At 65.1% G+C, this 15,028-nt stretch carries 13 protein-coding genes and 1 pseudogene; 4 read left to right on the forward strand and 10 right to left on the reverse strand.

Annotated elements, in window-relative coordinates:
• Positions 1-28 precede the first annotated feature (28 nt).
• A complete protein-coding gene (locus DNX69_RS02660) occupies positions 29-1,759 on the forward strand; it encodes a cation:proton antiporter (RefSeq protein ID WP_110784472.1) in 1,731 nt (576 codons plus the stop codon).
• Between the two features lie 79 nt (positions 1,760-1,838).
• On the opposite strand, the gene DNX69_RS02665 is transcribed toward DNX69_RS02660, so the two are convergent.
• The 3 genes and pseudogenes from DNX69_RS02665 to DNX69_RS02675 all read right to left on the reverse strand — a co-directional run bounded on the left by DNX69_RS02665 (position 1,839) and on the right by DNX69_RS02675 (position 4,046).
• Positions 1,839-2,270 carry a hypothetical protein gene (locus tag DNX69_RS02665; protein WP_110784473.1) on the reverse strand — a complete coding sequence of 144 codons (432 nt, stop codon included), beginning with the start codon at positions 2,268-2,270 and terminating at the stop codon, positions 1,839-1,841.
• Positions 2,271-2,280: 10 nt separating this feature from the next.
• Positions 2,281-3,285 (reverse strand): hypothetical protein, encoded by a 1,005-nt coding sequence (locus DNX69_RS02670; RefSeq protein ID WP_133255963.1) that lies wholly within the window; start codon positions 3,283-3,285, stop codon positions 2,281-2,283.
• Between the two features lie 242 nt (positions 3,286-3,527).
• A pseudogene (locus DNX69_RS02675) lies at positions 3,528-4,046 on the reverse strand (MarR family winged helix-turn-helix transcriptional regulator).
• 162 nt (positions 4,047-4,208) lie between these two features.
• On the opposite strand from DNX69_RS02675, the gene DNX69_RS02680 reads away from it, so the two are divergent.
• The 3 genes from DNX69_RS02680 to DNX69_RS02690 are packed head-to-tail and all read left to right on the forward strand — an operon-like array spanning position 4,209 to position 7,743.
• On the forward strand, positions 4,209-5,249 hold the full coding sequence (locus tag DNX69_RS02680) for a branched-chain amino acid ABC transporter permease (RefSeq protein ID WP_165825169.1): 1,041 nt from the start codon (positions 4,209-4,211) through the stop codon (positions 5,247-5,249).
• Between the two features lie 5 nt (positions 5,250-5,254).
• Entirely contained in the window at positions 5,255-7,027 is a 1,773-nt protein-coding gene (locus tag DNX69_RS02685; protein WP_110784818.1) for an ABC transporter permease subunit, read from the forward strand.
• A complete protein-coding gene (locus DNX69_RS02690; protein ID WP_110784475.1) occupies positions 7,024-7,743 on the forward strand; it encodes an ABC transporter ATP-binding protein in 720 nt (239 codons plus the stop codon). The genes DNX69_RS02685 and DNX69_RS02690 overlap by 4 nt, the downstream gene beginning before the upstream one ends.
• Here the strand turns inward: DNX69_RS02690 and DNX69_RS02695 are convergent.
• From DNX69_RS02695 to DNX69_RS26500, 7 genes are all read right to left on the reverse strand, one after another.
• Positions 7,681-8,535 (reverse strand): GGDEF domain-containing protein, encoded by an 855-nt coding sequence (locus tag DNX69_RS02695; RefSeq protein ID WP_110784476.1) that lies wholly within the window; start codon positions 8,533-8,535, stop codon positions 7,681-7,683. The two genes, DNX69_RS02690 and DNX69_RS02695, sit on opposite strands and share 63 nt — an antisense overlap.
• Positions 8,536-8,843: 308 nt before the next feature.
• Positions 8,844-10,001, reverse strand: a complete 1,158-nt coding sequence (locus tag DNX69_RS02700) for an ABC transporter substrate-binding protein (protein ID WP_110784477.1) — start codon at positions 9,999-10,001, stop codon at positions 8,844-8,846.
• An 81-nt stretch (positions 10,002-10,082) separates the two neighbouring features.
• Entirely contained in the window at positions 10,083-10,502 is a 420-nt protein-coding gene (locus DNX69_RS02705; protein WP_110784478.1) for an acyl-CoA thioesterase, read from the reverse strand.
• 155 nt (positions 10,503-10,657) lie between these two features.
• Positions 10,658-12,553: a feruloyl-CoA synthase gene (locus DNX69_RS02710; protein ID WP_110784479.1), complete on the reverse strand. Its 1,896-nt coding sequence runs from the start codon at positions 12,551-12,553 to the stop codon at positions 10,658-10,660.
• A 12-nt stretch (positions 12,554-12,565) separates the two neighbouring features.
• Positions 12,566-13,372, reverse strand: a complete 807-nt coding sequence (locus tag DNX69_RS02715) for a crotonase/enoyl-CoA hydratase family protein (RefSeq protein ID WP_110784480.1) — start codon at positions 13,370-13,372, stop codon at positions 12,566-12,568.
• A gap of 361 nt (positions 13,373-13,733) precedes the next feature.
• Positions 13,734-14,195, reverse strand: a complete 462-nt coding sequence (locus DNX69_RS02720) for a DUF3237 domain-containing protein (RefSeq protein WP_110784819.1) — start codon at positions 14,193-14,195, stop codon at positions 13,734-13,736.
• Between the two features lie 121 nt (positions 14,196-14,316).
• The coding region (locus DNX69_RS26500) for a TRAP transporter large permease (RefSeq protein WP_234826824.1) at positions 14,317-15,028 on the reverse strand (712 nt) is incomplete at its 5' end.

Genomic DNA, 15,028 nt, shown 5'->3' on the forward strand with positions numbered 1-15,028 from the left:
CGCCAGGGCGTTCCACGGCGGCAGGTGCATGCACGAACTGATTGGCGATATCACGCTGAGCATCCTGTTCGCCTGGCTGCTCGGTCTGGCGGCGCATTTTTTCCGTCAACCGCTGATCCTCGCCTACCTTATCGCCGGCTTCGTGATCGGTCCATTCGGCCTTGGCTGGGTCAAATCGCAGAATTCGATCTCGGTGATCTCCGAGCTCGGCCTGATCTTCATGCTGTTCATGATCGGGCTGGAGATCGACCTGAAGAAGATCATCCGCGCCGGCCCGGTGATCCTGGTGGCGGCCGGCGGCCAGATCGCCGGCGGCGTCGCGCTCGGCATCGCATTCTTCATCGGCATTGGGCTCGCGTTCGGCGGCGGCCATTTCGACGCGCTGTATTTGACGGTGGCCTGCGCGCTGTCCTCCACCGTGATCATCGTCAAGGTGCTGTACGAGAAGCGCGAGCTCGACACCCTGCCCGGCCGAATCACGCTCGGCATCCTGGTGCTGCAGGACATCTTCGCGATCCTATTCCTGGCGGTACAGCCAAGTCTGGCCGACCTGCAGATCTCGGTGCTGCTGCTGTCGGTCGGCCGCGTCGCCGTGCTGGTGGCGACCGCGGCGCTGTTGGCGCGCTACGTACTGCCCTGGCTGTTCCACCGTATCGCCCGCACCCCCGAATTGGTGCTGCTCGGCGCGCTGGCGTGGTGCTTTCTGATCGGCGGCATCGCCGAGCACCTGCATCTGTCGCGAGAGATGGGCGCGCTGGTCGCCGGCGTGTCGCTGTCGACCTTCCCCTACGCGCTCGACGTCACCGCCAAGGTGACGACGCTGCGAGACTTCTTCATCACGCTGTTCTTCGTCGCGCTCGGCATGACGATTCCGATCCCGAACGGTTCGGTGATCGGGCTGGCGCTGACGATCGCGGTGTTCACGCTGGCGAGCCGGCTGCTCACCACCTTCCTGCCGCTGTATCTGATGAAGCAGGGCCTGCGCGCCAGCCTGCTGCCGGCGCTCAACCTGGCGCAGATCAGCGAATTCTCGCTGGTGGTGATCCAGACCGGCGTCGCCGCCGGCCATATCGGCACCCAGACCGCAAGCGCCGCCTCGTTCGCCTTCGTGCTGCTGGCGGTGCTGTCGACCTTCGTCATCATGCGCAGCGATCCGATCAGCCGCCACGCGATCGGCCTGCTGACCCGGCTCGGCTTCCGCGATCTCGGCCAGCAGCAGAGCGGTGCCGAAGCCGCCGCCGAAGCGGGCCACGGCGCGGTGCACCGCATCGTCATCCTCGGCTTCTTCCGCACCGCCAGCGCCCTGGTCAGCGAGATCGAACGCCACGCGCCCGAACTGCTCAAGCAGATCAGCGTGATCGACTTCAACCCGCTGGTCTACAGGACCCTCACCACGCGCGGCATGCACGTCATTTACGGCGACATCAGCAACGTCGACACGCTGCTGCATGCCGGCGTCGCCAAGGCCGAGATCATCATCCTCAGCGTGCCGGATTCGCTACTGAAGGGCGCCACCAACGAACGCCTGGTGCGCCATGTCCGCGCCCTCAACCCGACCGCACAGATCGTCGCCACCGCCGATCTGCTGGCCGACGTCGAGGCGATGTACCGGGCCGGCTCCAACTACGTCATCGTGCCGCGGATCACCGAGGCGCAGGAGCTGTTCGAGGTGATCGAGGCGGCCGACCACGGCCTGCTCGCCGACAAGCGCACCGAACTCGACACCCGCCTCGCCGAACGCCGGGAAGTCTTGCCGTAACAACACTCGCCGCGCCCCCTGCCGGTCAAACATCCGGCTCGGCCGGTTCGCGTTATCGACTTGTCGGGTCGGATGAACTTCAGCCCTGTTTGCCGAATTCGCACTGATTAGGATCGGGGCCGGCGTCGATCCTTGCCAGCAATCGATCCGTATCGCGCGCGGAAGCCGTACCCAAACCTCCGACGATGTGGCGGCCGACGCGATGGGTATGCATGCGGTGCTTGACGACGAAATCTTTAACGAAATTCACCGTCTCCGCCGGCAGCGTCACCTGTAACCGCTGGCGCTTGGAACCGCTGACAAGCTTGTTGAGATGCCCCTGCGTCTCGATCATTTTCAGTGCCCGGATGACGTCGTGCAGTCCTATGCGGATCGTTGCCGGCGGATTGAGATAGACGGGGGTCACCGGCTTGTTGGCCTCTTTCCTGGCCGCTTTGACCTTCGTCGCTTTGGCCTTTGTTGATTTTGCCTTTGTCGATCTGGCCTTCTTTGTCTTGGAAGCCTTACCCATGACATCCTCCCTAAGGCGTGATGACGAACGTTGGACGGAATAGCTTCAACGCCAGTGCTTGGTTCACCGCTTCCGCCGCCGATGCCTCCGCGCTTGATGTCGGCCGGGCGCTGACGAGCGGCATAAACGGATAGCCTCTTACTTCAGCCAACATCGGTGCACCGGAATCAGCCACCGCCAAGCCCATCGTGATCTTGTGCAGATCGGTCCGGATCGCTTCGCCAGTTACGGTGGCATCGACGACGTTGAGACCCGAGCGCGCCTGTGTGAACTGGATCTTCGGCGACAGGCTGCCACTGATGATAGTCTCGAATTCGAGAGCATCCACCAACGTCGGAGGGCCAGCCGGCTTGTCCTTCGGACCGCCAAGCCTTTCAAAGATTGTCATGTTGATGAAATCCTTGATGAACCCCTTAACTCCAATCTGCCCGGTGATCGGATAGACATAGTTAGGCGGAACCAAGTGGTTGTAGTCACGGCCGATCGAGGTGCCAGTGCAGTAGTGATCCGGCAATTGAAGCAAACCGCTAAAACTATCGGTGATGGTAAAAATACGTTCGTTCTTCCGGGAGCGATCCGCTTTCGCCTTGACACCGAAGGTGAGGTTCGAGGTCGTGAAGGGCTTCAGCAGATTAATGTCGGTATTCAGGTTGTTCTGTTCCGTCATTTCCAAGTCGAAGGTGTAGGCAACGCCCGTATCGAAGAACAGCTTCAGTACGTCCCGAGCGTGACCCGAGAACTGCTTTGGATCGAACTTTTGGATCGGCAGCTTCCTGTTCGCGAATTGAACGCCCAATGCATGAGACTTTGCATCGACCCGACCATTGGCCAAATTCTGTTCAGCGGTGAGCCAACCGAGCGCAAGATCCCGTATTGCCTCCCGCGTCTCACAGCGCACTTGCTTCACAATCACATTGGTCGGAACGCCGGAGAAATCTTCGGGAAGTGGACGGATAGCGCAACCGGCCAGCGAGATACTCAGGACAGCGACCGCAATTCTATGCAAACCACTCATCGTCTCCTCCCCAGGAAGCCGAAGCGGTTACGAGGGCGAGCAATATACGCCCCACTCAATCAAAGGTTATCTTGAGCCGCGGGCAGAGTCTGTTGCCGTGGCGCCACAACAGCTGTCAAATCGTGCGGCCCGAGCTATCAACTTGAGCTAACTAACATACCCAATAGGAGGACAAGCAGATCCGAGCGCCCATCGGCCGCCGTGGCCGAGTTATCAACCTTCTCGCAGCTTGGTGAACCAGCTCAGAACTCGCGCGCGATCTTGGCGAGCATCGCAAGCAGCGCCTCGCTGTTGTCGCGGCCGAGCAGTTCGATGAGCCGGGCCTCGTGGCGTGTGGCGACCAGCTTCTTGGCGCGTGCCAAGGTGGCGCGGCCCTTGTCGGTCAGCACCAGGATGTGCGAGCGGCGGTCGCTCGGCGAGCGCGTACGCTGGCACAATCCGCGGCCTTCGAGCGCATCCAGCATCGCCACGAAGTTGGGTCGCAGGATGCCGAGCGTGGTGGCGATCTCGGTCTAGTTGCGGCCGGGATTGGCGTCGAGCAGCAGCAGCACGGAGAACTGCGCCGGCGTGAGTTGTACCGGCGCAACCGATTGCAGAAAGTCCTCGAACACGCGAAGCTGGGCGCGCTTCAGCGCGTAGCCGAGCAGCTCCGACAGCTCGCCCATCACCAATTCTGAGGCCTCGGCGACGGACTCGGCCGGCGGCTCCTTGCGCGCGGCGCGTGCCGGCTTGACGGCGGCGGCGGTTTTCGATGCGGTCATCGCCGGGCTCGATCCTGACAGAGCAAACGGCCTGCACCAAGCGTCGCAGGCCTTGAGCTTATAGTCGATAATTGTTATGCACCATATCAAATAGCCTGAGCAGAATACAACTGCCGGCGGACGAAGGCGCGCAACGACGCCTTCGCGGGAGGGGACGTTCGCGTGAACACCACGATTCTGCTGTTCCTGTTGCAGGACGGCGTCACCAACGGCGCGATCTACGCATTGCTCGGCCTGGCGCTGGTGCTCGTGTTCGCCGTGACGCGCGTCATTCTGATCCCACAGGGCGAATTCATCACCTTCGGCGCCCTCACCTACGCGACGCTGTCGGCCGGCGGCGTACCCGGCACCGCACAGCTTGCCCTGGTGATGGGGGTGGTCGCATTCGGTTTCGAATTGTTCAGTGCCCGCAAATCGCTGCACCTCGCCAAGGTGGTGCGGGCGGCGTTGATCTACATCCTGTTTCCCGCCGTGGTGCTGGCGCTGGCGACGTGGCTGCCGGCGCACAAGCCCGGCGTCGCCGTCAACATCGCGCTGTCGCTGCTGATCGTCGCCGCGATCGGGCTGTTTCTGTATCGCATCGCCTTCCAGCCGCTGGCCCACACCTCGGTGCTGGTGCTGCTGATCGCCTCGGTCGGCTGCCATCTGGCGCTGCAGGGCTTCGGCCTGGTGTTCTTCGGCGCCGAAGGCCTGCGCGGTCCACCGCTGTCCGACATCGCGCTCAGCGTCGGACCGCTGCTGTTCACCGGTCAGAGTCTGGCCGTCTACGGCATCACCCTGGCGCTGATGGCGGCGCTGTGGCTGTTCTTCGGCTTCACCCGCTACGGCAAGGCGCTGCGCGCCACCGCGGTCAACCGGCTCGGCGCCCGGTTGGTCGGCATCCGCACGTCGCTCTCGGGCCAGATCGCGTTCCTGCTCGCCTCGGTGATCGGCGCGATCTCCGGCATCCTGATCGTGCCGATCACCACGCTCTATTACGACACCGGCTTCCTGATCGGCCTGAAGGGATTCGTCGCCGCGATCATCGGCGGGCTGGTCAGCTATCCGCTCACCGCCGTCGCCGCGATCGTGGTCGGCATCGTCGAGTCGTTCTCCTCGTTCTACGCCTCGAACTACAAGGAAGTGATCGTCTTCACGCTGATCCTGCCGGTGCTGGTGCTGCGCTCGCTCGCCGCGCCCGCGGTGGAAGAAGAGAAGGACTAAGCGTGATGCCGCGTTGGTTGCCGATCCTGCTGTTCGCCGCCGTGATGACGGCGCTGCCGCTGATCCCGGGCATTCCGCCGTTCTGGATCGTGCTGCTGGACAATATCGGCCTCGCCGCGCTGGTGGCGATGGGCTTGGTGCTGCTCACCGGCGTCGGCGGGCTAACCTCGTTCGGCCAGGCCGCGTTCTGCGGCTTTGGCGCCTACACCACCGCCTACCTCAGCACCGTCTACGGCGTGTCGCCGTGGCTGGCGCTGCCGGCTTCGCTTGTCGTCGCCGGCATCGCCGCGGTGCTGCTCGGGCTGATGACGGTGCGCCTCTCCGGTCACTATCTGCCGCTCGGCACCATCGCCTGGGGCATCGCGCTGTACTATCTGTTCAGCAAGCTGGATTTCCTCGGCCGTAACGACGGCATCTCGCAGATCCCGCCGCTGTCGGTCGGCTCGGTCGAGATGTTCGATCCGGACACGATCTATTTCGTGATCTGGGCGATGGTGCTGATCAGCGCGGTGCTGACCATGAACCTGCTCGACAGCCGCACCGGCCGCGCGATCCGCGCGCTGCGCCGCGGCCACGTCGCCGCCGAAGCGTTCGGCGTGCAGACCGCGCGCGCCAAGCTCCTGGTGTTCATCTATGCGGCGGTGCTGGCGGGCCTGTCGGGCTGGCTGTACGCGCACTTCCAGCGCAACGTCAATCCAACGCCGTTCGGGCCACAGGCGGGTATCGAATATCTGTTCATCGCCGTGGTCGGCGGCGCCGGCTACGTCTGGGGCGGCGTGCTCGGCGCCGCGATCGTGATCATCCTGAAAGAGGTGCTGCAGGGCTATCTGCCGCTGCTGTTCGGCGGCCAGGGGCAGCTCGAGATCATCGTGTTCGGCATTCTCCTGGTGGTGCTGCTGCAGCTCGCGCCCGGCGGCGTCTGGCCGTGGCTCGCCAATCTGGTGCCGCTGAAATTCCGCCGCGCCGCCACCGGCACGGCCGGCGGCCTGCCGGCGCGCGAGCGTGTCGGCGGCGCCACCGCGGCGCCGCTGCTCAAGGTCGAGCGCGCGCGAAAACAGTTCGGCGGCGTGGTCGCGGTCAACGACGTGTCGTTCGAGGTCAACGCCGCAGAGATCGTGGCGCTGATCGGCCCGAACGGCGCCGGCAAATCGACCACCTTCAACCTGATCACCGGCATCCTCACCACCACCGGCGGCCGGATCGAAGTACACGGCAAGCCGGTCGACAACACCCCGCCGCAGGAGGTGGTGAAGCTCGGCATCGCCCGCACCTTCCAGCACGTCAAGCTGGTGCCGGACATGACCGTGCTGGAAAACGTGGCGATCGGCGCGCATTTGCGCGGTCGCTCCGGCGCGGTGGCCAGCATGCTGCGGTTCGACCGCGGCGACGAGGCCAAGCTGCTCGCCGAAGCCGCCCGCCAGATCGAGCGCGTCGGCCTCAAGGCCGAGATCGATCAGCTCGCCGGCAGTCTCTCGCTCGGCCAGCAGCGCATCGTCGAGATCGCCCGCGCGCTATGCGCCGATCCGGAATTGCTGCTGCTCGACGAGCCGGCCGCCGGCCTCCGCCACATGGAAAAGCAGCGGCTCGCTGCACTGCTGCGCCAACTCAAGGACAGCGGCATGTCGGTGCTGCTGGTCGAACACGACATGGGCTTCGTGATGGATCTCGCCGACCGCATCGTGGTGCTCGACTTCGGCACCCGGATCGCCGAAGGCACGCCCGACGCGATCAAGACCAATCCGGACGTGATCAAGGCCTATCTCGGAGCGCTGGCATGACCGCCCTGCTTTCGGTATCCGGCGTCTCGGTGTCCTACGGCAAGGTCGAGGCGGTGCGGAACGTGTCGCTCGAGGTGCGGACGCGCGAGATCGTCACCGTGGTCGGCGCCAACGGCGCCGGCAAGACCACGTTGCTCAACGCCGCGATGGGCGTGCTGCCGCTGAAGGGCCGCGTCACCTTCGACGGCGTCGATGTCGCCCGGCTCGACATCGAGGACCGCGTCGCGGCCGGGCTGTCGCTGGTGCCCGAGCATCGCGAGCTGTTCGCCACCATGACGGTGGAGGACAATCTCGAACTCGGCGCGTTTCGGATCGCCAAAAGCATCGCCGCGCAATCGCAGGAGCGCGTCTACGGCCTGTTTCCGCGCCTCAAGGAGCGCCGCAAGCAGCTCGCCGGCACACTCTCCGGCGGCGAGCAGCAGATGCTGGCGATGGGCCGCGCGCTGATGGGCGCGCCGAAGCTGTTGATGCTCGACGAGCCGAGCCTCGGCCTCGCGCCGATCATCGTCGCCGACATCTTCCGTATCGTCGGCGAGCTGCGCGAAGCCGGGGTCTCGGTGCTACTGGTCGAGCAGAACGCCAAGGCGGCGCTCGCAATCGCCGACCGCGCCTATGTGATGGAGCTCGGCGAATTCGTGCTCGACGGGCCGGCCTCAGAGGTCGCCCGCAACGAGGCGGTGGTCGCGAGCTATCTCGGCTTCTCGCACCCCGCCTGACGGTTCGGCAGGCAGCATCGGCAAGGCATCGCTGTCGCCGAGTTGCACCACGCAGTTGCGGCCGAGATCCTTGGCCCGGTACAGCGCCAGATCAGCGCGCCGCATCAGCGCCGACAATTCACCGCCCGTATAGGCGGCAAGACCGAAGCTCATCGTCACCGCGACACGCCGGCCGTCGCAGGCCACCTCGGTGGCGCACAGCCGGCACAGCTCGAGCGCGTAGTCATTGGCCTGCGCGTCGGTGACACCGACCATCAGGCCGGCGAACTCCTCGCCGCCATGACGCGCGATCAACATTCCACGCGGCGCCGAGAAGTCGCGCAGGATGCCGCCGATTTCGGCCAGCACGCGATCGCCGAGATTGTGGCCGTAGTGATCGTTGATCGCCTTGAAGCGGTCGATGTCGCACATCAGCGCCACCACCCGCTGACCGGCCGAAGCCGCCTGCGCCAGCAGCGCCGCAGCAGCGGCGTCGAAGCCACGCCGATTGAGCAGCCCAGTCAAGGGATCGGTGCGCGACATCCGCACCAGTTCGGCCCGTGTCGAGGTGAGTTGCCGCATCAGCTGCGCCGACCGATACGCCATCGCGCCGGACAATGTGGTCGACACCCCGAGCGCAACCATCATCGAGGCTTTCACCACCGCACCGACCTGGGCCGTCGCACTCCAGTCGGTGCCGAGGTCGGAGATCAGAAAGATCATGGTGACCAGCGCCGTCATTCCGGCCGCGACGGCTACTCTGCCCGCCGTATAGCGGATCACGTCGCCCTGCGTGACGATCTGGCTCGGCATCGCTCACCGTTGTTGAGGCCGCGCCCGCGCGGAAGCGTAACCGCTCCGGCTGGTCGCTGGCCCGATGCGCGGCGCTGCGCCGCGCGATCCATTGTACCCTGGTAGTCTTACCAGAGGCCGGCAGCCGGTCACGTTAACTCCGCGCAATTCGAAGCATCAGACTTAACGCGGCGCTAAAGCGGCTCGGCTTTTCGGCGCTGCGGAAGGAACCGATCGATGCTGCGGGAACGGTCTCGCCCAGCAAAAAGCCGGCCTCACGCGGAGGCCGGCTTTCGCAAGGTGCAGGCGGATGCCGCCGGCGCTAACGGTTACTTCACCATCACGTACTTGCCGTCCTTCACCGTCAGCAGGATGCGGGAGCGGTCGTCGAGGCCGTAGCGATCGGTCTCGGTGAAGCTGTACACGCCCTGGCTGGCCGCGATGTCCTTCTCGGTGATCAGCGCCTTGCGGATGGCATCGCGGAATTCCTGCGTGCCCGGCTTGGCGGTCTTCAGCGCCACCGGCACCACGCGCTCCAGCACCTTGAAGGCGTCGAACGAATGCGCCGCGAACTGGCTGCGGCTGTTCGGGCCGTATTTGGCTTCATACGCCGTATTGAGCTCGAGGCCTGGCTTCTTGGTCAGCGCGCTGTCGGGCTGATCCTCCGGGTCCATCACCGGACCCGACGCCATGATCACGCCCTCGGCCGCCTTGCCGGCGATACGGATGAAGTCCATCGAGGCGGCGCCGTGGGTCTGATAGATCAGGCCCTTGTAGCCGCGATCGCGCAACGACGTCTGCGGCAACGCCGCAGCGGTGCCGGAAGCGCCGACCAGGATCGCGTCGGGATTGGCGGCGACCAGCTTCAGCACTTGACCTGCGACCGACGTATCCGGACGTGCGAAGCGCTCCTCGGCGACGACCTTCAGCCCCATCGCCTCGCCCTGCTTCTTCAGGTCGTTGAACCACAGGTCGCCATAGGAATCCGAATAGCCGATGTAGCCGACGGTCTTGATGCCGTGCTTCTTCATGTGCTCGTACAGCACCTTGCCCATGATCGGGATCGGCTGCGGCATCGCCACCGACCACTTGGCGCGCTCGGGCGTGATCGGCAGCGGCGCCAGCGCGATATGCGGCACCTGCGCTTCGTTGGCGACGTTGGAGACTGCCACGGTCGGCGGCGTCACCGACGAGCCCATGATCACGTCGGCCTTGGACTCCGTGACGAAACGCCGCGCATTGGTGGTCGCCGCGGTCGGGTCGCCGCCGTCATCGAGCACGATCACCTTGAGCGGATGGCCGCCGATTTCCTTGGGCACGAATTCCAGCGCGTTGCGTTCCGGAATACCGAGCGCCGCGGCCGGACCGGTGGTGGTGACGGTGATACCGATGGTGATTTCGTTGGTTTCGGCGAGCGCGGCACCGGAAAGCCCCGGCAACGCGAGGGCCACGGCGATCGCCGCAGCGGACAGCTTGAACTTGGTCACGTTCTCCTCCTCCCACTGTTATGGTATCGGCCGTGTTCGGCGCGATCTTGTCATCCTGTTTACGGCATCACCGGCGGCGAGTCAGCCCCGCATGAACTTGGCCTTCACCTCCTCCGGCACCGCGACCGATTTCAGCCGGCTCGGATCGTCCGGATGGCGGCCGACCAGCACCCGCGTCTCGAAGCCTTCGAGCGCCAGCTCTTCGCCCTTGAACACCTTGTGCAGCACTTCGAAGCTGGACCGCCCGAACCGCTCGATCCGACTCTCGATGCTGATCACGTCGCCATAGGTCGACGGAATGTAGAACTTGGCGCGGGTGTCGACCATCGGAATCCCGACCAGGCCGTAGACCTTGATCAGATCGCGCTTCGAACAGCCGGCGGCGACGAACAGCGCCGAGGTGGAATCGTCGAACATCGCAAAATAACGCGGGTAGTACACAATATCCGCCGGGTCACAATCGCCCCACTGGATCTGCACGTCGCGGCGGTTGGTGAACATGTCGCGCTATTTCCAAACAAGAACATCCAAGTTCGTCATTCCGGGACGCGCCCCTTGGCGCGGGCCCGGAATCCATATCCCCTGGCGGTGGTTATGGATTCCGGGCTCGCCGCTGCGCGGCGCCCCGGAATGACGAACGCTGAGTTTCGCATCCGCTACTCCAGCGCGATCACATGGTCCGGCGGCGGGTGGGCGTAGAGGTCGGCGATCAGGCCGGCGCGATATTCCAGCACGGCGCGCTGGTTGACCGAGCCCTTGTCGGTGATCTCGCCCTTGTCGATCGACAGCGGTTCGCCGAGCAGCACCGCGCGGGTGATGCGGGTCGACGAGCCGGTCGCCTGCGTCAGCAACGTGGCGAAGCGGTCGCGGAAGGCCTCGCGGATCAGCTGGTCAGCCGCCATGCCGGCGAGGTCTTCCAGCGGCAGCGTGGCGTTGATCAGCTTGCAGCCGTCCGGATCGAGGATCGCCAGCGCGGTGACGTAGTCCCGGTCGAGCCCGGCGATCACCACGTCGCGCACCAGCGGCGCGCAGGCGGCGATGAATTTCGCCCGCAGCGGCCCGACGCTGACCCAGGTGCCGGAGGCGAGCTTGAAGTCCTCGGAGATCCGGCCGTCGAAATCGAAGCCGCGGGTGAGGTCGTCGGCATCGACCGGCTTCAGCGCGTCATTGAGCTTGTAGAAGCCTTCCTCGTCGAACGCCTTCTCGGTCAGCTCCGGCGCGCGCCAATAACCCGGCGTGATGTTCGGCCCCTTGGCGCGGACTTCGAGCTTGCCGTTGTTCGGCACCAGCTTGGCCGCGTTGCCCGGCACCGGCAGACCGACATGGCCGGACCGCGAGGTCTGCGGCGTCACCGACATGAAGAACGGCGCGGTCTCGGTGGCCCCGAGGCCGGTGAGCATCGGTACCCGTGCGCCGGTCTCCGCCACCGCCACCTCGTCGAGCCCGTTCCAGACGTGCGCGGCGAGGCTGGCGCCGGAGAAGAACATCGCATGCAGCCGGCTGAAGAACAATTTGCGCAGTTGCTGGTCTTCCCGCAACACCGGCAAGAGCGACTCGTAGCCCTTCGGCACGTTGAAGTACACGGTGGGCGCGATCTCGCGCAGATTGCGTATGGTCGCGGCAATGCCGGCCGGCGTCGGCTTGCCGTCGTCGATATACATCGAGCCGCCGTTGAACAGCGTCAGCCCGATATTGTGATTGCCGCCGAAGGTGTGGTTCCACGGCAGCCAATCGACGATCACCGGCGGCTCGTCCTTGAGGAACGCCATCGCCTCGCGGATCATCACCTGATTGGCGCAGATCATTCGCTGGGTATTGATCACCGCTTTCGGATTGCCGGTCGAACCGGACGTCAGCAGGAACTTGGCGATGGTGTCGTGGCCGATCGCCTCGTGCCTGGCGGCAAGCTCGGGATGCTCCGGCATCACCAGCAATTCTGCGAGCGACGTCACCTTGCGGCCCTCGACCGTGCCACGGGTGGCAGCGAGTTCGACATCGGCCGGCACCGTGGCGAGGATCGCCGGTGCAAAGGCGGTAATGTCATCGGCGAAGATCAGACCCGGCGTCAGCAGCCCGACGATGTGCCGTAGCTTGCCGTAGTCCTTGGAGACCAGAGAATACGGCGGCGACACCGGACACATCGCGACGCCGGCATACAGCGCGCCGAACATCACGATCGCATGGTCAATCGAATTGCCGGACAGGATCATCACCGGCCGTTCGACTGACAGCCCGCGCGCGATCAGTGCCGAGGCGATGGTCTGCGCCGCGCGCAGCATCTCGGCGTAGCTGATCTTGCGCCAGCCGCCCTCGCCGTCGCGCTCGGCCATGAACACCCGGTCCGGCGCCACTTCGGCGAAATGATGCAGCCGGTCAGTGATCCGCACCGGGTAGTCGGTGAGCGTGGTGGTCGACCGCACGTAGATCGTGCCGTCCGGCTTGCGCTCGGTGGCGATGCCGATCTCACCGAACGAGATGTCGCGCAGCGGATGAGCTGACTCGCGCCCCGCGGCGCCGGCGGCGAATGCAATGGGATCGGTCATAGCGTCCATCACGGCTCCGTTTCAGGTCGGCCGAACCTTGGCTGTCTTGTGATCGAGGAAAGCGCGAATACGGTTCTTGGCTTCCTGGTCGCTCTGCGCCACGGTCGCCATCAGCGATTCCATCAGCAGGCCAGTTTGCGGATTGGCCTCGGCGATCATCGGCAGCGCCTGCAGCACCGCGAAATTGGTCAGCGGCGCATTCTGCGCCACCCGATGACCGAGCTCCAGCGCCTTGTCGTAGGCCGAGCCGTCTTCGATCAGGTACTGGGAGAAGCCGTGCACGACGCCTTCGGCGGCGGAGTACACCCGGCCCGTGAGCATCATATCGGCCATCCGCGCCACGCCGATCAGCCGCGGCAACCGCACCGAGCCGCCGCCGCCGACGAAGATGCCGCGGCTGCCTTCCGGCAGCGCGTAGTAGGCGGAGGCCTCGGCGACGCGGATATGCGCCGCGCAGGCGAGCTCGAGCCCGCCGCCGATCACCGCGCCTTTCAGCGCCGCGATCACCGGCACCCGGCAATACTGGATCTTGTCGAACACCCGGTGCCAGGTCTGCGAATGCACCAGCCCCTCGGTGGCGTCGCGCTCGCGCAGCTCGGACAGATCGAGGCCGGCCGAGAAGTGATCGCCGATGCCGTGGATCACCACCGCACGGATCTCGTCCGGAATCTCGGTGAGGCAATCCTTCAGCGCCGCCATCAGCCCGTCATTGAGGGCGTTGCGCTTCTTGGGGCGATTGAGTCCGATCGTCAGCACCGGGCCGACGGTGTCGACGACAAGCGTCGATGGGTCCGCGAGCGTCGCGGCCTGAGCGTTTCCTGTGAGCACTTATTACGTCCTGTGCAGAATAGTTATAGACTATAACGATCACTCGGGGCCGGCGTCAATCGGCATTGCGGCAACGAGAGCGGCCCTGGCTCATAAAAGCTGGGATTGGCGGGCGCGGCGCGCGAGTGCCGCCTGCGAGGCGCGCTCCCTCTCCCCGCCCTTCTGCGGGGAGAGGGTTGGGGTGAGGGGCCGGGCACTGCATACCCACATCCGCAGTGATAATAGGAAGGCTCGCCGAAGCGACCGGATGGGCCTTTCCCGTCGCACCTCAGTGCCAGGCCCCTCACCCGCCCCGGCTCCGCTGCGCTCCGCCGGGCCGACCTCTCCCCGCAAAGGGCGGGGAGAGGTTAGCAAGGTAACCTCACAACACCTGATGCACGTCGATCACCACCCGGTCGGCGTGACGGGCGGCGGAGCCGACGAACAAATGCTGCATCAGCCACTGATAGTTCGGGTGGCCGGTTTCGAACCGCGGCCGGGTGCGGAAATAGATCAGCTTCGGATCGACCGGCTCGCCGCGCTTGAGCTTCTGCAACAACTCGACCGGCCCGAACCGGATGCCGATGTTCTCGACGTAAACCACCGCACCGTCGTCGGTCTCGAAGGCGTATTTGGCCTCCAGCTCGATCAGCTCGTTCGGCCGGATGATCTGGAAATCGGCGCCCGACGGCAGGATCCTGGCGCTGATCCCCTCGCCCTTGACCTCGCCGCCGATCACCGGGATCACCCGCCGCACCCCGGCGCCGGTGTCGCCGGCCGAAATCACCTCGCCGATCCGCGCGGTGATGGTGAAGACGTATTTGGTTTCGAGGGTCGGGGTCATCGCGTCCATCCATTTTGGTCGTCATGCCCGGCCTTGTGCCGGGCATCCACGTCTTGCGGCGTCGATGATCTGCAAAGACGTGGATGGCCGGGGCGAGCCCGGCCATGACGACGTCTTCGAACTACCCGATCATCCGCATCGGCAGCCACAGCGCGATGATCGGGAACGCGATCAGGATCACCAGCCGGATCAGGTCGGTGACCACAAACGGCAGCACGCCGGCGAACACGGTGGACATGCTGACGTCCTTGATCACGCTCTTGATCACGAACACGTTCATGCCGACCGGCGGATGGATCAGGCCGAGCTCGACCGTCATCACGATGATGATGCCGAACCAGATCGGATCGAAGCCGAGCGCGGTGACCACCGGAAACACGATCGGCACGGTGAGAATCACCATCGCCATCGCGTCCATCAGGCAGCCGAGCACCAGATACATCAGCAGGATCAGCGCCAGCACGCCGTAAGGCCCGATGCCGAGCCCGGTGAGGAATTCGGTGACGTATTGCGGCGTCTGGGTGATGGTGAGGAAATAGCCGAAGCACAGCGCGCCGATCAGCACGGTGAACACCGCAGCCGCGGTGCGGGTCGCCTGCAGCAGCGACTGCAGGATGCCCTCGCGATTGAGCTTGCCGCGCAGGATGCCGATCAGGAAGGCGCCGACGGCGCCGACCGCACCGGCCTCGGTCGGGATGAAGAACCCGCCATACAGCCCGCCGATCACGAACAGGAACAGCAGCAGCGGCGACCACACGTCGCGGAACGCGGCGAGGCGATCGGCCCATGAGCTCTTCGGCCCGGCCGGCAGGAAGCCCGGCCGGGCCACGCCG

It is taken from the genome of Rhodopseudomonas palustris (genome assembly GCF_003226555.1).
GTDB lineage: Bacteria > Pseudomonadota > Alphaproteobacteria > Rhizobiales > Xanthobacteraceae > Rhodopseudomonas > Rhodopseudomonas palustris_I.

What these genes read in the sequence shown, in the direction of transcription:
- DNX69_RS02660 (WP_110784472.1), top strand. Translation starts at nt 29, where the DNA reads ATGCACGAACTGATTGGCGATATCACGCTGAGCATCCTGTTCGCCTGG.
- DNX69_RS02665 (WP_110784473.1), bottom strand. Translation starts at nt 2,270, where the DNA reads ATGGGTAAGGCTTCCAAGACAAAGAAGGCCAGATCGACAAAGGCAAAA.
- DNX69_RS02670 (WP_133255963.1), bottom strand. Translation starts at nt 3,285, where the DNA reads ATGAGTGGTTTGCATAGAATTGCGGTCGCTGTCCTGAGTATCTCGCTG.
- DNX69_RS02685 (WP_110784818.1), top strand. Translation starts at nt 5,255, where the DNA reads ATGCCGCGTTGGTTGCCGATCCTGCTGTTCGCCGCCGTGATGACGGCG.
- DNX69_RS02690 (WP_110784475.1), top strand. Translation starts at nt 7,024, where the DNA reads ATGACCGCCCTGCTTTCGGTATCCGGCGTCTCGGTGTCCTACGGCAAG.
- DNX69_RS02695 (WP_110784476.1), bottom strand. Translation starts at nt 8,535, where the DNA reads ATGCCGAGCCAGATCGTCACGCAGGGCGACGTGATCCGCTATACGGCG.
- DNX69_RS02705 (WP_110784478.1), bottom strand. Translation starts at nt 10,502, where the DNA reads ATGTTCACCAACCGCCGCGACGTGCAGATCCAGTGGGGCGATTGTGAC.
- DNX69_RS02710 (WP_110784479.1), bottom strand. Translation starts at nt 12,553, where the DNA reads ATGGACGCTATGACCGATCCCATTGCATTCGCCGCCGGCGCCGCGGGG.
- DNX69_RS02720 (WP_110784819.1), bottom strand. Translation starts at nt 14,195, where the DNA reads ATGACCCCGACCCTCGAAACCAAATACGTCTTCACCATCACCGCGCGG.